The sequence below is a fragment of the Streptomyces sp. NPDC030021 genome (genome assembly GCF_055574035.1).
Genome location: NZ_JBVIAH010000009.1, coordinates 206,210 through 229,038, shown reverse-complemented (window position 1 = coordinate 229,038; position 22,829 = coordinate 206,210). Strand labels below are relative to the sequence as shown.

Genomic DNA, 22,829 nt, shown 5'->3' with positions numbered 1-22,829 from the left:
CGTTCCTTCGCTCCCCCCACCCCCCCCCCACCCCCCCCCCCTCCCCCCTCCCCCCCCCCTCCCTCCCCCCCCCCCCCCCCCCCCCCCCCCCCCCCACTAGGCCGAACCAAAGGGCAGGCCGACGGTATCCGGGCCAGGAGGCGCCGGCCTCAGCCGCCCGGGGTGAAGGTGACCGGCAGGCTTTCCGGGCCGCGCAGTCCGCCGGGGCGCCGGCGGATCCCGTCCGGGTCCGTGGCGAGGGCGAGCCCGGGGAGCCGGCGCAGAACCGTGCCGATGGCGATCTGACCCTCCAGCCGGGCCAGCGGAGCCCCCAGGCAGTAGTGGATGCCGTGCCCGAACGCGAGGTGGGCGTTGTCCTGGCGGGTGATGTCCAGGCGGTCGGGGTCGGGGAACCGCTTCGGGTCGCGGTCGGCGACGGCCGAGCCGATGAGCACGGTCGCGCCGCGCGGGACGGCCACCCCGGCGATCTCCATGTCCTCGCGCGCGAACCGCGCGATGCCGGGGCTCACCGGGCCGTCGTAGCGGAGGAACTCCTCGATCGCACCCGGCAGCAGCTCCGGGTCGGAACGCAGCAGGTCGAGCTGGCCCGGGTGGGCCAGCAGCGTGGCGATGCCGGTGCCGATCAGGTTGACCGTGGTGATGTAGCCGGCGACCAGCAGCAGGAACACCATGGCGATCAACTCGTCCTCGCTCAGCCGCTGTTCGGCATCACGGGCGGTGACGAGGCCGCTGAGCAGGTCGTCGCCGGGGTGTGCCCGTTTGGCGTGGATGAGCCCGGTCAGGTAGGCGCGCATGTGCTGCCACGCCTCGTTCACGATGGCGGGATCCGGCGGCTCCGCTCCCCGCCTGAGCATCTGGTCGGTCCAGTGCTGGAAGTCGCGGCGCTCGTCCACCGGGACCCCGAGCAGTTCGCTGATCACCGTGACCGGGAGCGGAAGCGCGAAGTCGGCGACCAGGTCGGCACGTCCGGCCGGGACGACCGCGTCCAGCAGACCGTCGGTGATGGCCTGGATCCGTGGCCGCATCCCCGCCACGCGGCGGGCGGTGAACGCCTTGGAGACCAGGCGGCGCAGGCGGGTGTGGTCGGGCGGGTCGCTGCGGAGCATGTTGCTCAGCATCGAATCGCGTTCCGTTTCGGGCAGTTGCCGCAGGATCCGGCTGTCCGAGGCATCGCGTACGTCGCTGCTGAGGCGGGAGTCGGACAGGGCCGCGAGTCCGTCCTCGTAGCGCGTGACGAGCCAGGCGTCCAGGCCGCCCGCGACGACGACGCGGCGCACGGGGCCGTCCTCGCGCAGCTGCTGGTACAGGGGGAAGGGATCCGCGACGAAGGCGGGGTCGGCGTAGGGCAGAAGGGTCGGCTGCTGCTCACTCATGAGGCCTCCCGGAGCGTGTCGTCCTCGCTGTGCGAGTGAGGTTATCGGCCCGACCATCCCGATACGTCACTTTTCGGCCTCCGGCGGCGAGGTGGGGCGGAGGTGAGGCGGAGGTGAGCCGAGGTGAGGTCAGCGGAGCGATTCCCTCGGGGGCCGCTCGCGCAGGGCCCCGTAGGCGAGGAAGTAGGCCGGCAGCCGGTTCAGCCGGCGTGAGTCGGTGAGGAGCTCGGTCAGCCGCTTGGCCCGCCGAGGGTCTGCGAACGCGTCACGGCCGGCCAGCAGCGGCCCGAGGACCTTGGCGTGCGCGAGGCGCTGGAGCCCCTGGGTCGCCACAGTGGTGGGCAGGCGCCGGCACTGCACGCGGCGTACGTCCCGGAGCCCTACGGTGCCGTCGCGCAACGGGCCCACGAGGTGGCGGGCCGCGGCCACCGCGTCCTGCACGGCGAGGTTGATGCCGATGCCGAACAGCGGCGACATGGCGTGGGCGGCGTCGCCGATGCACAACAGCCCCGGGCGGTGCCAGCGGCGCAGCCGGTCGAGCCGTACGTCGAGCAGTTTGACCTCGTCCCAGGAGGTGACGGCATGGGCCCGGTCGGCCAGCCAGGGAACGGCCTCGGTGAACTGCGCCATGAACGACTCCAGGCCCTCGGTGCGGCGCCCGGCGTCGGACCCCTTGGGGATGAGCGCCGCACACTGCCAGTAGTCGCCGCGGTCGATGAGGGCGACGAACAGCCGGTCCCCGATGCCGCCGACGAGACCGCTGGGGTCCTCCTCGCGGCGCGGAACCCGGAACCACCAGGCGTCCATGGGGCACGGGAAGTCCTCCAGTCCCAGCTCGGGCAGCGCTCTGGCCAGCGAGCCGCGTCCGTCGCAGGCCACGGTCAGCGAGGCCCTGAGCTCGCCCGTGCCGCCGTCGGAGGTCCGGTACCGCACGCCCGTGACCCTGCCACGCTCGATCAGGAAGGACGTCGCCTCGGTGTTCATGCGCAGGTGGAAGGAGGACTCCCGGCCCGCTTCGTCGGCGAGCAGGTCGAGCAGGTCCCACTGCGGCACCATGGCGATGTAGTTGTACTTGCCCCGCAGCGCCCCGATGTCCCCGATCGTGACGAGGGACCGGTCCGGCCCGATGGGCAGCTGCAGCGAGCTGACCCGTCGCTGCGGCAGCCGGGCGAAGCGTTCCGCCAGGCCGATGTCGTCCAGCAGCGACAGGGTGGACGGATGTACGGTGTCCCCGCGGAAGTCGCGCAGGAAGTCGCCGTGCTTCTCCAGCACGGTCACCTCCACCCCGGCCCGGGCCAGCAACAGGGCCAGCACCATCCCGGCGGGCCCTCCTCCCACCACACAGCAGGTGGTTCGTTCCACGCAACCCACTTCCCTTCGCCGGCATCGGGTCACCCTCAGAGGACGTATACCGCACCCAGAGCGCCGGCAGCGGTAACGGCGAGGAGCCGTTGCCGCCCAGGGGGAAGAATGATCACCGGCGGCGGAACGCGTGCCGGCCTCATCACCTGCGTCGCTGACCCAGGCGCTCAAGGGGATCTCCGGTTCGGTCCCGGCCTGTTCCGCCCGGTTCTCCAGGTCCTCCAGGTCCGACCACAGGACGAAGCCCGGGCTCTCATCGGTCAGGAACTCCGCGACGATCGTGTCGAGATCGTCGGAGGCCGCGTAGAGACCGCCGAACGGCAGGGCGTCCGGGGGCACGGAGCCGGTCGAGCACCGCAGCTGCCCGGCCTGTGCGTCGTGCCATACGTAGAAGGTCGCCACCCCGCGATGGCACATCTCGGGGAGATGTGGTGAAGAGGCCCGGCGGATCGGGGCGTTGCCGCACGCGCCGGCGCCCGGACGAGGACGATGGGAGGCAAACGGTACGAAGAGAGGACCCTCATGAGGGCACGTCACTTACGCACCCTGTTGGTCGCCGGCGCTGTGGCGCTGGTCTCGCTCACCTCCACCACACCCGCTCAGGCCCTGCCCGCGTGCCCCGCCAACGCGATCTGTCTGTGGCGGTACCAGGACGGTACCGGGGAGCTCTACGTCTGGCGTGGGGGCTACGTGGACCTCCCCAGCCGGTTCGTGGACCACGTGGGGTCGTTCCGGGCCAACCGGAGCGGGGCCTTCATCGACTGGGCGACCGGGAAGGAGTGCCGACCGGTCCACAGCGGCGACTACGCGAGCAACTACAGCGGCCGCTTCGGCTCGAAGATCGACGCGGTGGGCAACAACTGCTGAGCCCGGAAGGGCGCGCGGCCGGGTGCGGCCCGAGGTCAGTAGCGCAGGGCCGTACCGGTCTGAGCCGAGACCGTGCCCGACAGTTTGTGCGTACTGCGGGCCGTTCCCTGCCCCGTGCCCTTCCCGGCGACGTCCGTGATCGTCACGACCACGGTGTCGACGAGATTGCCGCTCTCGTCCTTGAACTCGACCTGCACCGCGAAGGACTTCGTCGCGTCGTCCGTGTTGCGTGCGGTCACGGGGACCGTGGTGTATCCGTCGCCGTCGGTGGTCACCGAGCCCAAGGTCACCTCGCCCTTGGCATCGACCCCGTCCTTCACCTCGGCGAGCTTGCCCTTCGCGGCGGCAGCCGCCGATTCGGCGGCCTTCGAAGCCTCGGCCGCGGCCGACGAGACCGCCTCGCCGGCGGACTTCACCGCCGACGCCGCGCTCGACACGGCGCCCGACGGGGTGCCGCCACCGTCCGAACAGCCCGTGGCGCCGAGCGCCACCACCGACAGCACCACCGCACCTGCCGCACCACGCATCCACGCGACCGCCGTCACCATGCCTCCACGGGTTCCGGACCTCCGGACCTCCAGTCAAAGGCCGGGCGGCCCGGATGCCCAATGGGCCGGGCATCCGGGTGAGGGCGGGGGCCTCGGAGGGCCTCAGGGGCGTCCCGCGGCGAGGCGGTGTTCGTGGACGCGCAGCTGGAGGGCGGCGAGGTCCAGCAGGGGAGTGGCCACCCCCAGCGCGCGGGCGCGCAGGGTGAGGTCGGTCAGGACGTGGTCGGCCTCCGTCGGCGCTCCGGCGACGAGGTCGCGGTACAGGGACGGGGTGAGCGGGGAGCCGGGGCTCGTGACGGTCGACGTGGTGAAGGCGAGCTCCGCCTCGGTCACCGGATGGCCCGCGGCCTCCGCCACCGCCGCGGTCTCCGAGATCAGCGCCCCGGCCAGGGCGGCCCCGCCCGGAACGGCGTTCACCTCTCCGACCGTGCCGCGCATCAGGCAGGTCAGGGCGACGAGAGTGGAGATGAAGACCCACTTGTGCCACATGGCCGCGACGATGTCCTCGGTCGCCGGTGAGTCGATGCCGGCCTCGGCCAGCACGCCGCGGATCGAGTCCGCCCGGGCCGACGGGCGTGCGTCGAGCTCGCCGGTCAGGATCACCGCGGGCGGAGCCATGCGGAGGATGTCGCCGCCGTCGCTCAAGGTGGTGACCACCTTCGCGACGCCGCCGAGGACCGCTCCGGCCCCCAGGCGCGCGACGAGCGTGTCGAGGTGGGCGACCCCGTTGAGCAGAGGCACGACGGCGGTGTCCGGGCCGACGGCGGGCTCGATGTCCGCCAGGGCCGTGTGCAGGGCGGTCGCCTTCACCGAGAGCAGGACCAGATCGTACGGTCCGCCCACGGCGCCGGCCGTCACCAGATTCGGCGTGAGGTGGAGCTCCTCTCCCTGACCCGCCACGCGCAGGCCGCGCGCCTCCAGGGCCCTCGCACGGGCCGGCCGGACCAGGAAGGAGACGTCCTGGCCCGCTGTCGCGAGCCGGGCGCCGAAGAAGCCGCCGACGGCGCCGGCGCCGACCGTGAGGATCCTCATGAAGGGGTGCCTTTCGTGGGAGGTGCGGTAGCGGGAGCGGTCAAGAGGGAGGGGAAGGGGGGCAGGGACGGGTCAGGTCCGGCCCGCACCGAGCGGGCTGTCCTCGGCGGGAGTCCGCGGGGCGCGCGGCGCGTACCGGGAGACGGCCACACCGGCCAGGCACAGCGCCCCGCCGAGGAGGGTCAGCCAGGCCGGTACCTCGCCCAGGAGGGCCCAGCTCAGCAGTACGACGATGGCCGGGACGGCGTACGTGGTCGCCCCCAGCTTTCCGGCGGGCATGCGCGCCAGGGCGTAGGTCCAGGTGGTGAAGGCGAGGGCGGTCGGCACCACACCCAGGTAGACCATGTTCAGGGTCGCGGACACCGGCGCCTCGGGCAGCTCCGTGAACAGCAGGCCCGCGAAGGGCAGGCAGGCCACGGTTCCCGTCAGGCAGGCGAAGGTGGTGACCTGCAGGGGAGTGCCGTAGGAGAGCGCGGGCTTCTGGGCGATGACGCCGGATGCGTAGGCCACTGCCGCGAGCAGGCAGAGCACGACCCCGAGCACCGAGGTGGAGCCGCCGTTCCCGGACGACATGGACAGGCCCACGACCACCGCTCCGGCGAAGGAGACGGCCATACCCACCAGGAGCCGCGGGGGCAGGGCCTCGCCGAGGAGGCGGGCCGCGAGGAGCGCCATGAGGATGGGCCCGATGTTCACGAGCAGCGACGCCGTGCCCGCGTCGACCAGTCGTTCACCCCAGTTCAGGACGATCGTGTAGCCGCAGAACCACACCACGCCGGACACCAGGATCCCGCGCCAGGCCTCGCGGGGCGGCAGGCCCTGGCGGCTGATCAGGAGCAGCACCACGAGCACCAGCGAGGCGGCCAGCAGCCGGCCCAGGGCCAGGGCGCCGGGCGAGTACGCGGCCCCCGCGCTGCGGATGGAGACGAAGGCGGAGGCCCAGGCGAACACCGTGAAGGTGACGGCGCCGACCGTGAGGACGCCGGGCGGGATCGAACTCGTGCGGAACGTCATGAGCCCACCCTACGACCCGAACATTTCGGTGTCGACCGAATTGATGCCCCCTTCGTGCCGGGAGGCAGGGCTCAGCTCCACGCCTCCGGTGTGAGCCCCAGCAGATCGCCGAAGGCCCGCTCCCCGGCATCGGTCACCTCCAGCGCCCGTCCGCCGCCCGCCGGGCGCACCACCCACTGCTCCTCCGATGCCCGCGCGCACAGCCGCGCCCCGGCGAGGCCGCCCAGGTGGCGGCGCCGCTCGGTCCAGTCCAGGCAGGAACTCGCCAGCCGCCTGCGTCCCTCGCCGGCCAGGCTGATGCCCGCCTCTGCGCACCAGAGGCGGCCGGCCTCCGTCAGTTCGAACACGTCCTGCGTGCGCAGCAGCCCGCGCCGCTCCATCGCGTCGGTCACCGCCATGCCCAGCCGCCCGGCGAAGTGGTCGTAGCAGGTCCGGGCGCGGGCCAGCGGGTCCGGCGCGGCGACCACGGGGACGGCGTGCGCCGCGTCCCGGTCCGGGACGGCGTGCGAGGCGAGCTCGTCGAGCAGGCGGGCGGTCGCGCCGTCGGCGATGCGCACGTAGCTGTGGCGGCCCTGCCGCTCGGTCACGCAGATGCCCGCGTCGAGCAGCCGGGTCAGATGGCCGCTGATGGTGGAGGGCGCCACCGAGGTGATCCGGGCCAGCTCGCCCGCGGTCCAGGCGCGGCCCTCCAGCAGCGTCATGCAGATCGCGGCCCGCGTCTCGTCGGCCAGGGCGGCGGCGAAGGCGGCCAGCAGGGCCGCGGGGGCCGCTCCGCCCGCGGACGTCGCTCCGGGATGCGTTTCGTTCATAAGTCCAGGATGCCCCATGATTTCGGCAAACAACGAACGATCTGTACGGGCTGAGGTCCACTGTCGCGACCGGGGGTCCGCCCGCCACACTGAGGGCCGGGGGCAGGACGTCCCCGTCACGAGGAGGTGGTGGGGTGGTGTCGTCGGGTGACCCCGCGGAGCGGCCGTCCCCGGTCGTACGGCCCGAGGTGTGGGACACGTACGGGCCGGCCGATCTCAGCGCCGTTCCGGTCTTCGCCGGAGGGTTCATCAACTTCGGCTACTGGAAGGCGGTGGATCTCGGGCAGCCGCTGTCGCAGGGCGACCGGATCCGCAGCGAGCAGGACCTCTACCGGCACGTACTCGATGCGGTGGCCCCTCAAGGCGGCCGGGCCGTCGAGGTCGGCTGCGGTCTCGGCCTCGGGTGCGCCCTCACGCTGGAGGAGTACGGGCCCACGGCCGTCACCGGGGTGGACATCCACCCCCAGCAGCTCCGGCGGGCCCGCGAAGCCAACTCCCCGCTCCTCGCGGCGCAGCCGCACCGGATCGGCTTCGCGCTCGGGGCCGCGGAGGACCTGCCGCTCGGCGATGCGGAGTTCGACTGCCTCTACAGCGTGGAGGCCGCCCAGCACTTCCCGGACCTGACCGCTTTCGCCCGGGAGGCGGCGAGAGTGGTGCGCCCGGGCGGCCGGGTGGCGGTCACCAGCTTCTTCACCGTGGAGGGGGCGCCCGAGCCCGCGAAGCGGCTCGCGGGGCTGCTCGACTCGTTCGCCAGCGGCCTGGACATCGCGCGGCCGGTGTCCAGGCTCGCCGGTGCCCTCGCCGAAGCCGGTTTCGCCGACGTGCGGGTCTCCTCGATCGGCCCGCAGGTCTGGCCCGGCTGGGACCGCTGGCTCGCCCGCCTCTGGGCGCCGGGGACCTGGCCCCGGAACTTCCTGGCCGCCTGGGAGCAGCAGATCCTGGACTACTACCTCGTGACCGCCACCCGCCCGTAGCCCGCGCCCCGTAAGCCCGTGGCCGGGACGACCCCGGTGTCGGTGGCCCCGCCTATTCTTCCGGCATGTCAGTGAACATCGATCTTGCTTTCACCGTCACCGGGGTCGCCGACGAACCGCAGGCCTGGGCGATCGTCCGCGCCCTGCAGGAGCTGATGTACGAGGAGGACATGGCCAACCAGGTCACGATCGGGGTGGCGGTGGACGACGGCGGCTCGTACTTCGTCTCCGGGGACTCCGACTTCCCGCTCGGCATTTCCCGCTTCTACCTGTGGCAACCGCACTTCGAGGGGGTGTTCGCGGCGACGGTCGCCGCAGTGGCGGCAGGAGCCGAGCCGGAGATCCGCTGGGGCTACCCGGACGAGGAGTACTGAGGTCCGCCCTCAGCCGGGCCGGGGCGGCGGGGGAGCCGGCGGCAGCGCCCAGCGGATCGCCCGGGTCACGGCCCGGCCGCCCGCGCGAGCGGCAAGGGGCGGTATCCGGGCGGCCGTGGGCACCTCGGCGGCCACGGCCGACTTCGCCCAGGGCGGCAGCAGATCCACGGCCGCGGCCGCCAGCAGCGCGTACGGCAACCGGGCGGCCCCGGGCAGCGGGGGATCGGTCAGCAGGAACCGGGCGGTGTCCCGGGAGGCCGCCGTCGGCCGCAGGCCGGGCCGGTACCGCGCCATCCGCAGAGCCAGCTCGCGCGCGTTCTCCGGCGGCCGGTCCGCCCCCAGCGCGCGGGCCACGCGCGCGGTGTCGGCGAGGTACGCGTCGCAGCCCGCGGGGTCCAACGGGCGTCTGCCGTACCGCTGGTGGGCCCGAAGGAAGCAGTCCGCCTCGGCGATGTGCACCCAGGTCAGCAGCTCCGGATCGTCGGCCCGGTACGGGATGCCGTCGGCCGTTCGCCCCCGGACGCGCGCGTGCACCTCCCGTACGAGGGCCACCGCCGCCTCGGCGTCGGAGCTCGTGCCGAACGTGGTGACGGCCAGGAAGGTGCTGGTGCGGTGCAGCCGTCCCCACGGGTCACCCCGGTACCCCGAGTGGGCCGCCACGGCGGCCATCGCGAGGGGGTGCAAGGACTGGAGCAGCAGGGCGGCCAGCCCGCCGACGAACATCGACGCGTCCCCGTGGACCCGCCGCACCGGCCGTTCCGGTGCGAACCACCGAGGTCCGGGCGTCGTGTGGATCCGCGCCCTGTTCCGGGGCCCGTCCGGCCCGGCGACGCGCAGGAAGACCGCCTCGCCGGCTTGCCGCCTGATCCGCTGGACCGTCGTCGCCCTAGCCATATCTCCAGTATGTGCCGGACTCGGACCCGAACCGGGCACGGTGCCCGTGCGCACCGCAGGCGCCGGGCCGCGAGTACGGCCCGGCGCCTGTGTCACCGGCACGCCCTCCGGCCGTGGATCACAGCCAGCGCGGCGGGATGATGCCGTAGTAACCGTCCAGCAGCCGCCGGTAGTCGGTGCTCTCCAGGTGCTCGTCCCGTATGAACTCCGGGGCGTCCTTGACCTGTTCCCTGGTCAGCCCGACCCGGATCCGCTTCTCCTCCACATCGATACCGGTGACGGTACCCGCGGGGAGGAGGACCTCCTTGCCGAAGATCCACGGGCCGGTGTCCACGACCAGATAGGCCGATCCCGCCTCGTCGGAGTGTTTGTCGACCTTTCCGATGCTGCCGTCGGCCGCCTCCACCTTGTAGCCGGACAGGTCCACGTCCGTGATGCGGTCAACGGTGACGCGGTAGGCCCAGACGTTCTCGGACATGACTGGAACAGCTCCCTCCATCGATCCCGTGTCGTCACGGCGCGTCTGCCCGGCGCGGCCGCGGTTACACATCCGCCCCCGATCCGGGCTGATGCCCCGTGAGACGGGGCCGGGGCAGGGCCTGGTGGGGCGAACCCCGGCGCCGGTCCGCGGCTCGGGGCTACGCTCCGCAGATGGAACGCGCAGAGGTACTCAAGCGAGTGATCGGCATCCTCACCGACGCCCAGGACATCCGCCGGGCCGCCGAGGCGGGGGAGGACGACGGGAACGGCGAGGCCGGGGAGGACGGCGCCGGGTCGCCGCCGACGGCCGGCGTGGCCACGCTGCTCCTGAACGAGATGCTGCCGTCGATCCGGGTGCCGGCCGACGCGTCTCCGCAGCAGGTGGCCGCCTTGGTGGCGGAGGCGCTCGGGCCGGCCCTGCACACCATGGTCTCGGGCTTCAGCCTGGCGTTCACCAGCCTCGCGATGGTGCACGACAGCGGGCGGACCGACATCTCCTCGATCGGGGTCCTTCAGGAGCTCGCCCTGGAGATCGAGGCAGGGACCTACGACGAGGGCCCGTAGGACCTCGCCGCCGCTCCCTGCCCCGCTCCCTGCCCCGCGGCCGTCCGGCTCCGGCGGGTCCGGCGGTGCGGCCGTCCCGCCGTCCGGCCCGACGCCGCTACTCCGGGCCGCTATTCCGGGCCGTTACTCCGCGTCGTCGTCGCCCGAACGGGTCGTCTTCCGCTCCTGCCGCCGCCTCAGTTCCTCCGGGCTCTTGCCCTCGACCCGCTTGCTGGCCTCGGGGTGTACCGGGTCCGGACCGGGGTGCTCCTGTGCCTGCTCCGCACGACCCTCTCCCGACTTCTCATGCCTGTCGTCCTTACCCTTCATGGGTGTTTCTCCCTCACGCTCGTGGATCTCACCGACCGGGACCGCCCCCGGACGCCCACCGCCTGCCCGCGAGCGGCCGGGTCGCCCTCCTCGTACGGCCCATCCTCGGCCGATCGGGGCCCGGCGGCCACGCCATGCGTCATCCGGCCCAGCAGCGGGAAGGCGCCCCGCATGCCGGAAACGATCAGCAGCCTCGCCACCCGGGTCGCACGCCGCCGCCGTGAGCCGGTCGCCGTCCAGGCCCTGCGGTCCACCGCCGCCGCCGTGATCAGCTACGTCGTCGCGCTCCACCTGAGCAGCGAGCCGAGCCCGCTGACCGCCCCGCTGACCGCGCTCCTCGTCGTCCAGGTCACCCTGTACTCCACCCTCACCACCAGCATCCGCCGGGTGAACTCCGTGGTCGTCGGCGTGCTGATCGCGATCGGCTTCAGCGCCCTGGTCGGTCTGACCTGGTGGAGCCTCGGCCTGCTGATCCTCGCCTCCCTGGTCGTGGGCCACCTGGTGCGCGTGGACGAGTTCGTGCCCGAGGTCGCGATCAGCGCCATGCTCGTCCTCGGCGTCACCCAGGTCGCGGACACCGCCTGGGACCGGGTCCTGGAAACGGTCATCGGTGCGGTGGTCGGGCTGCTGGTCAACCTGCTCCTGGCGCCACCCCTGTGGGTCGGCCCGGCCGGCGCCGCGATCACCGACCTCGCCGGGCGCATGAGCCGGCTGCTCGACCACCTCGGCGAGGAACCCTCCGGACCGGCCCGGGTCGAGCAGGCCGCGGCCCGGCTGCACGAGGCACGCCGCCTCGACAACGACATCGCCCAGGTCGATGCCGCCCTCCGGCAGGCCGAGGACAGCCTCCGGCTCAATCCGCGGGTCAAGGAGGGGCTGCTCTTCAGGCTGGTGCTGCGCACCGGCCTGGACACCCTGGAGATCTGCGCGGTCGTGCTCCGCGTGGCCTGCCGCACGCTGACCGACCTGGCCCGGGCCCGCCCCGACGGTCCGCTCTTCGACCCCGCGACCGCGGCCGCGCTGGGGCAGGTGACGCGCCACACGGCCATCGCGGTGGAAAGCTTCGCCCAGCTGATCACCGCACAGGTCAGTGCCAACGCGGAAGACGCGGAGGCCCGCCTGACCGGCGAACTGGCCGTCGCCCGGGCCCACCGCGACCGGCTCGCGGTCCTGCTGCTGGCCTCCGCCCGCGAGGACCCGGCACACTGGCAGCTGAGCGGCGCGCTGCTCAGCGAGATCGACCGGGTCCTGGACGAGCTGGGCGTGGACAAGCGCTCCCAGCGCCTGCTGGAGGAACTCGACCAGCACACCCGTACCCGGCGCAGGCGCTGGAAGCCGCTGAGGCGGACGCGGCAGGGCCGTGGGTGAGGGAAGGCAGGGCTCATGGTGCACGTACTGGGCAGCAGGGTTCTGCTGCGCCCCACCGACCCCGAACGCTCGCGCGTCTTCTACGGCGACACCCTCGGGCTGGCCGTCCACCGCGAGTTCGGCACCGGCCCCGACCGCGGCACGGTCTACTTCCTCGGCGGCGGCTTCCTCGAACTGTCCGGCCGCGCCGAGGCCCCGCCCGCGCCGGGCCTGCGGTTGTGGCTCCAGGTCCAGGACGTGCAGGCGGCGTACGAGGAACTGCGCGGCCGGGGCGCCGAGGTGGTGCGGCCTCCCGAGCGCGAACCCTGGGGTCTGATCGAGATGTGGATCGCCGACCCCGACGGCGTGCGGATCGCCGTGGTCGAGGTTCCCTCCGATCACCCCCTGCGCTTCCGCCCCTGATCCAAGGCCCGCCCCGGGATCGCCGCGGCGCGCCCGGACGGGGCCTATCGGGCGCTCCCGAGGTCGCGGTCGGACTCGGCTCCTTCGAGCATCAGGGTGGTCTCCTCGATGCGGCTGAAGCGGCCGTCGGGCGCGAACTCGCCGAACAGGTAGACCTCGGTGCGTACCGTCGAACCGTCCGTCTTCGCGATGTGGACGGTGTGCCGGTCGGCGTACTTGCCGCCGTCGTACAGCTCCTCGTGGACCTCGACGTGGCCGTGGTCGACGACAGTGCGCAGGTGGGCGATGTGCTCGATGAAGCCGGCCCGGTCCGCCCACCGGCCGTCCGTGCGCTGACGGTACTCCGGGGCGAAGTGGCGGTCGGCGGCCTCCTGGACGGTGAGGTCGCGGTTGAGGAGCAGGTCGGTGAGGGCGGCCGTGATACCGGTGCGAGTCATGGGACTGCCTTTCGATGCGTAGCAGGTCGGCAATGCGTGCGCGGCGCACGCACTTCGGCAACCGTAGCAGTGATGCGTGCGCAGCGCACGCTATTCTTCTGTCGTGGACAACGAGACCGGGAACGAGATCGCAGACGCGCTGGGCATCCTGCTCAAGCGCACGACCCGCACGCACCTGCACCAGCGGCTCACGGAAGGCATGGGTGAGGCCGTGGACGCCGTGACCTACCCCGTGCTCAGCGCCCTGGCCCGGAGCGGCTCCCGCAGTGCGGCGGACCTGGCCCAGGAGGTGGGGGTCGACCGCTCCGGCGTGACCCGCCGTGCCTCCCGGCTGGAGGCCGCAGGCCTCATCCGCCGCGAACCGGACCCCACCGACCGGCGCGCGCACCTCCTCGTCCTGACCGGCGAAGGGCGGCTGGTCGTCGCAGAGCTGCGTGCGCGCCTGGCGGACCACATCACGGCGAGCCTGTCCTCCTGGCCCCCGGGCGAGGCCGAGACATTCGCCCGCCACCTGCGCCGCTTCACGGTCGAAGGCCCGTTCGCGTAGACGGCCCTGGGAGCCGCGAACGGCGGCGGTGTTAGCTTCTTCCCCGTGATGGAGCATCAGGACGAGACCAGGGCGGCCTACGACGGGGTCGTCGAGCTCTATGCGTCGATGTTCGCCGGCCGGCTGGAGGAGCAGCCGTTCTCGCGGGCCATGCTCGGCACCTTCGCCGAGCTGGTGCGCGGGACGGGGAACCCGCGGACGGCCGACATCGGGTGCGGGCCCGGGCATCTGACGGCCATGCTCCACGAGCTGGAGCTGGACGCCTTCGGTCTCGACCTCTCCCCGGGCATGGTCGACCATGCCCGGCGGGCCCATCCGGGGCTGCGGTTCGACGAGGCGCGGATGGAGGACCTGCCGGTCGGGGACGGCGCGCTCGGCGGTGTGCTGGCCCACTACTCGATGATCCATACGCCGCCCGGCGAACTGCCCGCGCTGCTCGCCGAGCAGGCGCGTGTGATGGCGCGAGGGGGCCTGCTCCTGGTCTCGTTCTTCGCGACCGACGGACCGGAGCCGGTCCGCTTCGACCACAAGGTGACGCCCGCCTACAGCTGGCCGGTGGACCGGTTCGCCGAGTTGCTGGCCGGGGCCGGGTTCACCACCTTCGCCCGGCTGCTCCACGATCCGGCCTCCGAGCGGGGGTTCCTCGACGCCCACCTGCTGGCCCGCCTCGACCAGGACCCGGATGCGGATGGCCCGACGGCGTCACGGCGTTCGTCCGCGGTGTAGTCCGCGCGCAGGCCGAACGAATCCGATCAGCGGTGCGGACGGACAAGGCGAGGCGTCAGCCGAGGAGCCCCGCACCGGCCGGTGCCGTCAGCCGTTCCAGCTCCTCCAGGCGCTCGCGCGACTCCTGGTCCAGCGGTACGTACGTCACGAGCCTCGGGCCGGTGCGCGGTCCGAGCCACAGGTTGTTGTGTTCCAGGTACAGCATGCCCACGTGCGCGTTGCGGATGTACTTCGACTTCGCGACCTGCCCGCCGACCACCTCGTGGCGGGCCCACACCTCCCGGAACTCCGCCGACGCCCCCTCCAGCCGGGCCAGCAGCGTCTTCCACGCGGGCTCCGCCAGGTGCTCGGCCATCGCCGCCCGGAACCTCGCCGCCATGATCCGGTGCGTGCTCGGCAGGTCGACCACCGATTCCTGCCACTCCGGGTCGGTGAAGGCGAGCCACATGCAGTTGCGCTCATCCGGCCGCTTGCTGTCCAGGTCGCCGAGCAGGCGCCCGTAGGTGGCGTTGTAGGCGACGATGTCGTACCGGCTGTTCTGGACGCACGCCGGGATGTGGCCCAGCTGGTCGATGATGGCCCGCACGGACGGCGTCACGCTGGGGCAGACCGCAGGCTGCACCGGGTCGAGGCTCCCGGCCAGCGAGAACAGGTGCTCCCGCTCGCTCACATCGAGCAGCAGTGCCCGCGCGACCGCGTCCAGCACCTGCCCCGACACCTGGATGTCGCGCGCCTGCTCCAGCCACGTGTACCAGGTCACGCCCACCGACGACAGGTGCGCGACCTCCTCACGGCGCAGCCCCGGGGTCCGTCGGCGCGGCCCGCGCACCAGCCCGACCTGCTCGGGAGTGATCCGCTCACGGCGGGTGCGCAGGAACTCGGCCAGCTCGTGCCGCCGAACATCGCTTCCAGGAGCAACAGTGGTCATGATCCCAGCCTGCCGCACCGCCCATCCTGTTGCCAGGTAGTCCTGGTACCTGGATAACGACACTCTGGTACCCGTCTGACAGCCGGGAGATCGTCGGAGGGTGACTCAGATCCCTGTACGCAGCAACCCTGTACGCAGCAACCCCGTGCACGGCGACCCCGTGCACAGCGTTTCCGTTCGCAGTGCCCCCGTCCGCAGTGCCCCCGCGCCTCACCTGAGCGGCCTCGGCCTGTTCACCGTGCTCCTGGGCGCGGCCCTGCCCCTGATCGACTTCTTCATCGTCAACGTCGCGCTCCCGTCCATCGAGCACGACCTCGCCGCGGGCCCCGCCCTCCTGGAGCTGGTCGTCGGCGGCTACGGCGTCGCGTACGCCGTCCTGCTGGTCCTCGGCGGGCGCGTCGGCGACAGCCTCGGCCGCCGCCGGCTGTTCCTCATCGGCATGGCCGCCTTCGGCGTCACCTCGCTCGCCTGCGGCCTCGCCCCGAACGCCTGGGCCCTCGTCGCCGCCCGCGTCGCCCAGGGCGCGTCCGCCGCCCTCATGCTGCCGCAGGTGCTCGCCACCATCCAGGCCACCACCGAGGGCCCCCGCCGGGCCCACGCCATGAGCCTGTACGGGGCCACCGGGGGCCTGTCCATGGTCGCCGGGCAGATCCTCGGCGGCGTCCTGGTCGCCGCGGACCTCGGCGGAACCGGCTGGCGCGCGGTGTTCCTGGTCAACGTTCCCGTGGTGCTCCTCGGGCTGCTCCTGGCCGTGCGCACCGTCCCGGACACCCGGTCCGGCCGGCCCGCGGCCGTGGACGTGCCCGGCACCCTGCTGCTCGCGCTGTCGCTGGTCTCGCTGCTGCTGCCGCTGACCGAGGGGCGGGCCGCTGGCTGGCCGCTGTGGACCTGGATCTCGCTGGGCGTGTTCCCCGTCGCCGCCGCGGCGTTCTACTTCACCGAGCGCCGGGCCGACCGTAAGGGGCACACCCCGCTGGTGCCGCCGAGCCTGCTGAGGCTGGAGTCGCTGAGGCGCAGCCTGGCACTCCTGATGCCGTTCTCCGTCGGCTTCGGCGGCTTCATGTTCGTCCTCGCCGTGACCCTCCAACAAGGCCTGGACATGGGCCCGGTGACGGCGGGCCTGGCGCTGGCGCCGATGGCCGTCGCCTTCTTCGGAGCCTCACTGGCCGGTCCGCGCCTGATCACCCGCTTCGGCAGCCGGATCGTCACCGCCGGAGGCGTCATCCAGGCCGCCGGGATCGCCCTCCTGCTGGCCACCCTGCGGCACGGCTGGCCGGACCTCGGCGTGGCCGTACTAGCTCCGGGCATTGCCCTGGCAGGACTGGGGCAGGGCTTCCAGATGCCGGTGCTGATGCGCCTGACGCTCTCGGACGTTCCCGCAGACCGGGCCGGGGCGGGCAGCGGCGTCATGATCACCGCCCAGCAGTCCGCCGTGGCGCTCGGCGTCGCCACGCTCGGCAGCCTCTTCCTCGCGCTGGTTCCGACGGCCGGCATGCGTGCGGCCGTGTCCACCACCCTGCTCGTCCAGCTCGGCCTCATCGCGCTGACCGTCCTGCTCAGCCTCCGCCTTCCCCGTATGCGCTGAGCGAGCGGCAGGGACACGGAGCACCGGTGCGGCCGGGCACGTACGCCGAAGCGCCCGCGCGCGGCCGGTCCGTTCACCGGGACCGGTGATCAGGACCTACCGCGCGCGGGCGCCGGGCGCGCCCCCACCGGGGACCGCTGTCGGTTCAGCCCGCGGCGAGGAGCGTGAGCGTGTCGATCACGCGGTTCGAGAAGCCCCACTCGTTGTCGTACCAGGCGACCACCTTGACGTGGCGGCCGTCGACACGGGTGAGCTCCGAGTCGAAGATCGACGAGGCGGGGTTGCCCGTGATGTCGGAGGACACGAGCGGGTCGTCGGAGTACTCCAGCACGCCGGCCAGCGGTCCCTGCGCCGCGGTGCGGTAGGCCTCGAGGATCTCCTCGCGCGTCACGTCGCGCGCGACGGTGGTGTTGAGCTCGACGATCGAGCCCACCGGGACCGGCACGCGGATGGAGTCGCCCGACAGCTTGCCGTCGAGCTGCGGCAGTACGAGGCCGATCGCCTTCGCGGCGCCGGTCGAGGTCGGCACGATGTTGACGCCGGCGGCGCGGGCACGGCGGGGGTCGCGGTGCGGGCCGTCCTGCAGGTTCTGCTCCTGCGTGTAGGCGTGCACGGTGGTCATGAACCCGTGCTCGATGCCCGCGAGCTCGTCGAGCACGGCGGCCAGCGGGGCGAGCGCGTTGGTGGTGCAGGACGCGTTCGAGACGATCGTGTGCAGGGCCGGGTCGTACGCGTCGGTGTTGACACCGTACGCGAGCGTGACGTCGGCGCCGTCGGACGGAGCGCTGACGAGCACCTTGCGCGCGCCGGCCTTGATGTGGCCGCGGGCGGCCTCGGCCGAGGTGAAGCGGCCGGTCGCCTCCAGTACGAGGTCGACCTCCAGCTCGGCCCAGGGCAGCTGCTCCGGCGAGCGCTCGGCCAGCACCGTGATCCGGTGTCCGTCGACGACGAGCACGTTCCCCTCGACGGTCACCGGGCGGCCGAGGCGGCCGGACGTGGTGTCGTACGCGAGCAGCCGCGCGAGGGTGGCGGGCTCCGTCAGGTCGTTGACGGCCACGACCTCGAGGTCGGTGTCGCGCTCGAGGAGCGCACGCAGCACGTTGCGTCCGATGCGGCCGAATCCGTTGATGGCAATGCGAGTCATGACGATGTCCCTTTCGTTCGCCATCAGGTTCGCTGCCGGTCACCCTCCGCGACAGCGGCGAGATCGCCATGGTTCGTAAGGATCTCGCCACCGGCGGTCCCGGGCTATTCGCCCTGGGCGAAGGTGCGCCGGTACTCGGTCGGGGTGGTGCCGAGGATGCGGTGGAAGTGCAGGCGAAGATTCGCGCCGGTGCCGAGGCCGACATCGTCCGCGATCTGCTCGACGCTGCGCTCCGAACGCTCCAGCAGCTCCCGTGCCACGTCGATCCGGGCTCGCATGACCCACTGCATCGGCGTGTACCCGGTGTCCTCGGCGAAGCGCCGCGAGAAGGTCCGGGGCGATACCCCCGCGTGCTGGGCCAGCGCCTCCAGGGTGAGCGGTTCGCCCAGCTGGTGCAGCGCCCACTCACGGGTGGCGGCGAACCGCTCGCCGAGCGGCTCGGGCACGCTGCGCGGCACGTATTGTGCCTGGCCGCCGCTGCGGTAGGGGGCCGCGACCAGGCGCCGGGCCGCATGGTTGGAGGCGGCCACGCCGAGGTCGCGGCGCAGGATGTGTAGGCACAGGTCGATGCCCGAGGCGGCGCCGGCCGAGGTGAGCACGCTGCCCTCGTCGACGAACAGGACGTTCTCGTCGAGCCGGATGAGCGGATGTTTCGCGGCGAGGGCCCGCGCGTAGTGCCAGTGGGTCGTGGCGCGCTTGCCGTCGAGCAGACCGGTGGCGGCGAGCGCGAACGCGCCGGTCGAGATGGCGGCGAGCCGCGCCCCCCGCTCGTGCGCGGCGATCAGCGCGTCGATGACCGCCCGCGGCGGGTCCTCGCGGTCGGGGAAGCGGTAGCCGGGGACGAAGACGATGTCGGCCCACGCGAGCGCGTCGAGCCCGTGGGTGACGTGGTACGACAGGCCGTCGCCACCGGTGACGAGGCCGGGAGCAGCGCCGCAGACCCGTACCTCGTACGGCATGCTCGCGCGGGTCGTGAACACCTGCGCGGGGATTCCGACGTCGAGGGGCTTGGCGCCCTCCAGGACGAGGACGGCTACACGGTGGAGGCGGGAGCGGGGCGGCACGGGATTCAGGGTACGGCGGGGGAGGGGACGGTCCGTGTCCGGCCGCCCCAGGCCTCCCACCGGCAGGCCGCACGGCCGATGCCCGGGTGCCATGGGCATGCCCCGCGTCGCTCCCGGCGCGGCTGGTGCGCCGAGAGCGTCGCGGCCGGCGTTACAGCTGCCGGGCGATGAGGTCCAGGTCCCCGCGGGTGAAACCCGGACCGTCGGAGCCGTCGGGGGCGAACGACTCGATGACGGCCTCGACGGCCGGAGCCGCGTCCGTTCCGTTCACCTCGGTGAACTGCACGTTGTAGAAGACGAGCCGGCCGTCGACCTCCTCGTTGGCGATCTCCAGCACCTCGTCGAGCCACTCGGCCGCCTTGGCCACGTTGCCCAGCGTGCGGTCCAGTTCACGCAGACAGCTGCGCCCGATGCCCGGCAGCAGCGTCGTGGCGAGGGCCGTGGCATCGGCGAAGGTGCGCACGTCGGGCCAGAAGGTGTTGATCGGCCGGGGCCGGGACGCGTCAGTGAAGTCGAAGAACGTGAGCGTGTGGCGTACGCACACGTGGTGCACGTTCTCCTCGGCCGCCGTCAGCCGCAGGGTGACCTGCCGCCCGCCCACGGTGGCGCGGACCGTGGCGGTCGCGGCGGCGGCCCCGGAGGCGGCGTACGCCGCGATCGACGGCGCGTTCGACCGGGCCGCGGCGAAGAGGCGCCGGCCCTGCTCGGGCGTCGGGAACGGCGTCAGGCCCTTGCGCAGGTTCTGCTTGGTCGTGGAGTCGTACACCCACTGCTCGCGCAGCGGCGGGTACAGCACCCGCTCACCGCGCTCGATCCGTTCGGCGGCGGTGTGCGCGGTCTGCAGGTGCCGGTGCAGGGTGGTCCAGAGCGCGGCGTCGTACACGCCGCGTCCGTTGTCCGCGCCGGCGGCGGTCAGCCAGGCGGTCTCCAGTTCCTTGAGCGCGACCGACACGGCGTCCATCCGACGGGTGCCCGGGCCGCCCGGCACCGACTCCGTGTCGGGGTCGAAGTTCATGCCCGGGTCGTTGGCCGGGCTCTGCGGGCCGAGCGACACCATCAGCGGCAGGTTCCACAGCAGCCGGTGCGGGTTGGGGCTGCCGCTGTGCCCCGCCATGGCCACGGCCTCGGCGACGCTCTCGCCGGCCACCGCCCAGCACAGATTCCAGAACGCCCGCGCCGCCCCCTGGAGCTGCGGGTTCTGCGCGTTCCAGGCCGGGGTGAGCTGCTCGGCGATCGAGCTGAGTCGCTCCTTGGAGATCTTGTGGTGCAGTGCACCGGATTTCCACTCGGCGGGTAACGCGTAGGCCGACTTGCCGTCGTTCAGCGGTTTGACGGCCCATTTGGTCTTGTCCGGGACCTCTCGGGCGGTGCTCGGTGGTGGCGCCGGCCTGCCGGCCACCGGTGACGTCGTCATGGCACTCCCTCCGCGGCCCACCGAGAGCGGGCCGGCCCCATCTTCGGGTCCTCGGGGAACGGGCGTCCACCGGTTCCGGTGCATTGGGAAGGGTGGGACGAGGGAGGAAAACGGAGGGCCGCGACAGGGAGCCGCCCGTTACGATCGGGCCTTCACCCGATCATGGCGGTCCGACGGAGGCACCGATGACACAGGCCCCTTCGCGGACCCCCGCCCACCCCGAACGGCTGGACCAAGGACACCCGTTCCGCCAGTGGAAGACCTGGCGCATACCCGGCACCGAGCTGACCCTCACCGGGTACTCGCGCGCCAACGACAAGACGTTCTTCCACATCCCCGAACTGCGCTGCGCGCTCGACGCCGGACTGGCGGAAGGGCGTCAGCCGGAAACCGTCTTCCTCACCCACACGCACCACGACCATTCAAAGGACCTCGACTACCTCGCGGTCAGGCCCGGCGGAGTCGACATCCACCTGCCCGCCGCGGCGGCGCCGTACGTGGAGAGTTTTCTGCGGGCCTCCGCCGAACTGAACCACGCCACCGGCTACGATCCGGCCCTCGCCGAGGGCTGCCGGCTCCACGGGGTACGCGGCGGCGACGAGTTCACCTTCGGACGCCGCGGCCACCACGTACGGGTGGTGGAGTGCGTGCACAAGGTGCCTTGCGTGGGATACGCGTTCGCCGAACGCCGCAAGGCCCTGCTGCCCGAGTACGAGGAACTGCGGCACACCCTCGCCGGACAGGGCCGGACCGCGGAGTTCGGCCGCATCCTGGCGCAGCGCCGCAAGGAGGGCGCCGAGGTCGAACGAGAGGTGCGCAGGCCGCTGTTCGCCTTCCTCGGCGACACCCACGTGAGCGTCTTCGAGGACAACCCGTGGCTCTTCGAGTACCCGGTGATCATCACCGAGTGCACGTTTCTCGACGACGCCGAACTGGAGCGGGCCGACCGGGTCGGACACACCGTCTGGAGCCGGCTGAAGCCCGTCGTCGAGGCCCACCCGGACACCCTGTTCGTCCTCACCCACTTCAGCCTGCGTCACTCGGACCAGGACGTCCTGGACTTCTTCCACGACGAGCGGCCCGGCAACGTACTGCTGTGGGCGCACCCGGACAGCCGGCTGCCCGAGCAGCACCAGCACGGCTGACCGCCGCGGTCCGCCGTTCCCGGGCCCCCCGGGTCAGGCCCCCGCCAGCGCGTCCCGCAGCCTCCGTGCCTGCCTGAGCAGTTGGGAGGAACCCGGTCGCCCGGCGAGCGCCGTCACCTCGGGCAGCTCGCCGCGCGCGCCCGACAGCCGGGCGGAGTCCGCCGCGACGGCCAGCAGAGCCCCGTGCACCTGAGGCCGGGTACGGGCCAGCAGACCGGGGAGGGCGCCGGCCAGGACCGCCCAGACGGCCCCGGCGCCCTCCGGTACGGTGACGGCCGCCCGCAGTGACCCGGTCAGCAGGGGCACCCTCAGCGTGCCGAGCCCCACGAGTTCGGTCAGCTCCCGTCCCAGCAGCTCGCCGTCCAGCCGGCCCCGCGAGGCCAGCACCACCAGCGCCCTTACGGCGGCCTCCCGGTCGCGCTCGGGGACGGAGGCGAGCCCGTAGGCCACGGCCAGATGCACGGCGGGCCCGGCCGGGCCGTCGGCCGAGGCCAGCGCCTCCAGGAAGGCGGGGGATCCACAGCCGTCCTGGTCGGCCGCCGACGCGACACCCGTCAGCAGGCGGGCCGCGGCTATCTCCGGGTGCCAGGGCAGGGTCGCGACCGTGTGGGCGTCCCGGTGGTCCGGCAGGGACCAGTGCGGACAGGAGAGGTGCGGCTCGAACGTCCGGAACAGTGACCAGAACTGCCGGGGGAACGCGCCGCGGCCTTCGACGGCCTCGTGCCCGACCAGGATCCGGCGGCCGATGCGTGCTCCCCGGCGCCGGCTGGGACGCTCGGCCTCACCCGCTTCGCGCTCCCGCCACCACGCCGGCATGGGCAGCCCCCCCTGCCGCAGCCAGGCGGCCACCCGGGGCCCCTCCGCCAGTTCCAGCCTCTCGGCGGCGCGCACCACTTCGGGGTCCACCCGGCCGCCGCAGCGCAGCAGCGCCTGCCCCAGGTCCGCCGGTCCGGGCCGGACGCCGAGGCGCTCGTACTCCGCGAGCCGCTCGACCAGCTCGTACGGCTCCACCGCGCCCGTCGGCCCGCTCGGTACGGAGAGCAGGAACGGCACGGGGTCACCGGCCCGCAACCGTGCGGCGACCTCGCCGGTGCGCGCGCCCGCTATGTAGTCCAGCGCCACGTGCTGGCACAGTTCGAGCCAGCCCGCCCCGGCGCTCTCCCAGGACTCCTCCGCCCGTACCGGACCGACCGCCGCGCCGACGATGCCCGCTGTGCAGCGCACCTGCGCGTGCGGCTTCACCTTGAACTCGCGCGGGAGGGAGCCCAGGGCGGCGGCCAGTGCCTCCCGGTCGCGGAAGCTGTGGCTCACCACGGCGTTGAGCACCCGTTCGAACGGCACCACGCCGGGGTCGTGGCGACCGGCCAGCACGGCCGCGACCTCGTCGGCGAGCGCACCCGGTGACGGTACGGCGAATTCCCCCTTGATCATGTGATGCAGGCTAGACCCTGCCACTGACAGTGCCGCCG

General features: G+C 72.9%; 25 protein-coding genes. 10 read left to right on the top strand and 15 right to left on the bottom strand.

The window, feature by feature from the left end; genetic code table 11:
* Positions 1-149 precede the first annotated feature (149 nt).
* Positions 150-1,373, bottom strand: a complete 1,224-nt coding sequence (locus tag ACZ4YL_RS20220) for a cytochrome P450 family protein (RefSeq protein WP_468118050.1) — start codon at positions 1,371-1,373, stop codon at positions 150-152.
* Between the two features lie 129 nt (positions 1,374-1,502).
* Positions 1,503-2,735: an FAD-dependent oxidoreductase gene (locus tag ACZ4YL_RS20215; protein WP_468118048.1), complete on the bottom strand. Its 1,233-nt coding sequence runs from the start codon at positions 2,733-2,735 to the stop codon at positions 1,503-1,505.
* Between the two features lie 522 nt (positions 2,736-3,257).
* Here ACZ4YL_RS20215 and ACZ4YL_RS20210 point away from each other — a divergent pair.
* The gene (locus tag ACZ4YL_RS20210; RefSeq protein WP_468118047.1) at positions 3,258-3,602 is read left to right on the top strand and encodes a peptidase inhibitor family I36 protein; all 345 of its coding nucleotides are present in this window, start codon (positions 3,258-3,260) and stop codon (positions 3,600-3,602) included.
* A 35-nt stretch (positions 3,603-3,637) separates the two neighbouring features.
* Here the strand turns inward: ACZ4YL_RS20210 and ACZ4YL_RS20205 are convergent, their stop codons facing one another.
* The 4 genes from ACZ4YL_RS20205 to ACZ4YL_RS20190 all read right to left on the bottom strand — a co-directional run bounded on the left by ACZ4YL_RS20205 (position 3,638) and on the right by ACZ4YL_RS20190 (position 7,005).
* Positions 3,638-4,150 (bottom strand): hypothetical protein, encoded by a 513-nt coding sequence (locus tag ACZ4YL_RS20205; protein WP_468118045.1) that lies wholly within the window; start codon positions 4,148-4,150, stop codon positions 3,638-3,640.
* Positions 4,151-4,252: 102 nt separating this feature from the next.
* Complete coding sequence (locus ACZ4YL_RS20200; protein ID WP_468118044.1) at positions 4,253-5,182, bottom strand: ketopantoate reductase family protein; 930 nt, start codon at positions 5,180-5,182, stop codon at positions 4,253-4,255.
* A 72-nt stretch (positions 5,183-5,254) separates the two neighbouring features.
* On the bottom strand, positions 5,255-6,196 hold the full coding sequence (locus ACZ4YL_RS20195) for a DMT family transporter (protein WP_468118042.1): 942 nt from the start codon (positions 6,194-6,196) through the stop codon (positions 5,255-5,257).
* 71 nt (positions 6,197-6,267) lie between these two features.
* Positions 6,268-7,005, bottom strand: a complete 738-nt coding sequence (locus ACZ4YL_RS20190) for an ArsR/SmtB family transcription factor (protein WP_468118040.1) — start codon at positions 7,003-7,005, stop codon at positions 6,268-6,270.
* Positions 7,006-7,139: 134 nt separating this feature from the next.
* Here ACZ4YL_RS20190 and ACZ4YL_RS20185 point away from each other — a divergent pair, with 134 nt between their 5' ends.
* Both ACZ4YL_RS20185 and ACZ4YL_RS20180 read left to right on the top strand, forming a co-directional pair.
* Complete coding sequence (locus tag ACZ4YL_RS20185; RefSeq protein WP_468118038.1) at positions 7,140-7,979, top strand: class I SAM-dependent methyltransferase; 840 nt, start codon at positions 7,140-7,142, stop codon at positions 7,977-7,979.
* Between the two features lie 65 nt (positions 7,980-8,044).
* A complete protein-coding gene (locus tag ACZ4YL_RS20180; protein ID WP_468118037.1) occupies positions 8,045-8,353 on the top strand; it encodes a hypothetical protein in 309 nt (102 codons plus the stop codon).
* 9 nt (positions 8,354-8,362) lie between these two features.
* Here the strand turns inward: ACZ4YL_RS20180 and ACZ4YL_RS20175 are convergent, their stop codons facing one another.
* Positions 8,363-9,247: an oxygenase MpaB family protein gene (locus ACZ4YL_RS20175; protein ID WP_468118036.1), complete on the bottom strand. Its 885-nt coding sequence runs from the start codon at positions 9,245-9,247 to the stop codon at positions 8,363-8,365.
* A 118-nt stretch (positions 9,248-9,365) separates the two neighbouring features.
* Positions 9,366-9,725, bottom strand: coding sequence for a PRC-barrel domain containing protein (locus ACZ4YL_RS20170; RefSeq protein WP_468118034.1), 360 nt, complete (start codon positions 9,723-9,725; stop codon positions 9,366-9,368).
* A 173-nt stretch (positions 9,726-9,898) separates the two neighbouring features.
* Between ACZ4YL_RS20170 and ACZ4YL_RS20165 the strand changes: the two genes are divergently transcribed.
* Positions 9,899-10,291: a hypothetical protein gene (locus ACZ4YL_RS20165; protein ID WP_468118033.1), complete on the top strand. Its 393-nt coding sequence runs from the start codon at positions 9,899-9,901 to the stop codon at positions 10,289-10,291.
* A 123-nt stretch (positions 10,292-10,414) separates the two neighbouring features.
* Here ACZ4YL_RS20165 and ACZ4YL_RS20160 read toward each other — a convergent pair whose 3' ends face one another.
* Positions 10,415-10,600 carry a hypothetical protein gene (locus ACZ4YL_RS20160; RefSeq protein WP_301374131.1) on the bottom strand — a complete coding sequence of 62 codons (186 nt, stop codon included), beginning with the start codon at positions 10,598-10,600 and terminating at the stop codon, positions 10,415-10,417.
* Between the two features lie 171 nt (positions 10,601-10,771).
* On the opposite strand from ACZ4YL_RS20160, the gene ACZ4YL_RS20155 reads away from it, so the two are divergent.
* Both ACZ4YL_RS20155 and ACZ4YL_RS20150 read left to right on the top strand, forming a co-directional pair.
* Positions 10,772-11,968, top strand: coding sequence for an FUSC family protein (locus tag ACZ4YL_RS20155; RefSeq protein WP_468118031.1), 1,197 nt, complete (start codon positions 10,772-10,774; stop codon positions 11,966-11,968).
* Between the two features lie 15 nt (positions 11,969-11,983).
* Positions 11,984-12,370, top strand: a complete 387-nt coding sequence (locus ACZ4YL_RS20150; RefSeq protein WP_468118029.1) for a VOC family protein — start codon at positions 11,984-11,986, stop codon at positions 12,368-12,370.
* Between the two features lie 44 nt (positions 12,371-12,414).
* Here the strand turns inward: ACZ4YL_RS20150 and ACZ4YL_RS20145 are convergent, their stop codons facing one another.
* Positions 12,415-12,807, bottom strand: coding sequence for a nuclear transport factor 2 family protein (locus ACZ4YL_RS20145; protein ID WP_468118028.1), 393 nt, complete (start codon positions 12,805-12,807; stop codon positions 12,415-12,417).
* A gap of 103 nt (positions 12,808-12,910) precedes the next feature.
* On the opposite strand from ACZ4YL_RS20145, the gene ACZ4YL_RS20140 reads away from it, so the two are divergent.
* Together ACZ4YL_RS20140 and ACZ4YL_RS20135 are read left to right on the top strand one after the other, a co-directional pair.
* Complete coding sequence (locus tag ACZ4YL_RS20140; RefSeq protein WP_468118026.1) at positions 12,911-13,354, top strand: MarR family winged helix-turn-helix transcriptional regulator; 444 nt, start codon at positions 12,911-12,913, stop codon at positions 13,352-13,354.
* 45 nt (positions 13,355-13,399) lie between these two features.
* A complete protein-coding gene (locus ACZ4YL_RS20135; RefSeq protein WP_468118024.1) occupies positions 13,400-14,080 on the top strand; it encodes a class I SAM-dependent methyltransferase in 681 nt (226 codons plus the stop codon).
* A 55-nt stretch (positions 14,081-14,135) separates the two neighbouring features.
* On the opposite strand, the gene ACZ4YL_RS20130 is transcribed toward ACZ4YL_RS20135, so the two are convergent.
* On the bottom strand, positions 14,136-15,008 hold the full coding sequence (locus ACZ4YL_RS20130) for a helix-turn-helix transcriptional regulator (protein ID WP_468118022.1): 873 nt from the start codon (positions 15,006-15,008) through the stop codon (positions 14,136-14,138).
* Between the two features lie 160 nt (positions 15,009-15,168).
* Between ACZ4YL_RS20130 and ACZ4YL_RS20125 the strand changes: the two genes are divergently transcribed.
* Complete coding sequence (locus tag ACZ4YL_RS20125) at positions 15,169-16,593, top strand: MFS transporter (RefSeq protein ID WP_468118201.1); 1,425 nt, start codon at positions 15,169-15,171, stop codon at positions 16,591-16,593.
* 145 nt (positions 16,594-16,738) lie between these two features.
* On the opposite strand, the gene gap is transcribed toward ACZ4YL_RS20125, so the two are convergent.
* The 3 genes from gap to ACZ4YL_RS20110 all read right to left on the bottom strand — a co-directional run bounded on the left by gap (position 16,739) and on the right by ACZ4YL_RS20110 (position 20,215).
* On the bottom strand, positions 16,739-17,737 hold the full coding sequence (gene gap / locus ACZ4YL_RS20120; protein ID WP_468118020.1) for a type I glyceraldehyde-3-phosphate dehydrogenase: 999 nt from the start codon (positions 17,735-17,737) through the stop codon (positions 16,739-16,741).
* A 104-nt stretch (positions 17,738-17,841) separates the two neighbouring features.
* Positions 17,842-18,867 carry a GlxA family transcriptional regulator gene (locus ACZ4YL_RS20115; protein WP_468118199.1) on the bottom strand — a complete coding sequence of 342 codons (1,026 nt, stop codon included), beginning with the start codon at positions 18,865-18,867 and terminating at the stop codon, positions 17,842-17,844.
* An 85-nt stretch (positions 18,868-18,952) separates the two neighbouring features.
* The gene (locus tag ACZ4YL_RS20110) at positions 18,953-20,215 is read right to left on the bottom strand and encodes a hypothetical protein (protein ID WP_468118018.1); all 1,263 of its coding nucleotides are present in this window, start codon (positions 20,213-20,215) and stop codon (positions 18,953-18,955) included.
* A 185-nt stretch (positions 20,216-20,400) separates the two neighbouring features.
* Here ACZ4YL_RS20110 and ACZ4YL_RS20105 point away from each other — a divergent pair, with 185 nt between their 5' ends.
* Entirely contained in the window at positions 20,401-21,360 is a 960-nt protein-coding gene (locus tag ACZ4YL_RS20105; RefSeq protein WP_468118017.1) for an MBL fold metallo-hydrolase, read from the top strand.
* Between the two features lie 33 nt (positions 21,361-21,393).
* Here the strand turns inward: ACZ4YL_RS20105 and ACZ4YL_RS20100 are convergent, their stop codons facing one another.
* The gene (locus ACZ4YL_RS20100; protein WP_468118015.1) at positions 21,394-22,791 is read right to left on the bottom strand and encodes a DUF7824 domain-containing protein; all 1,398 of its coding nucleotides are present in this window, start codon (positions 22,789-22,791) and stop codon (positions 21,394-21,396) included.
* Positions 22,792-22,829: the final 38 nt, after the last annotated feature.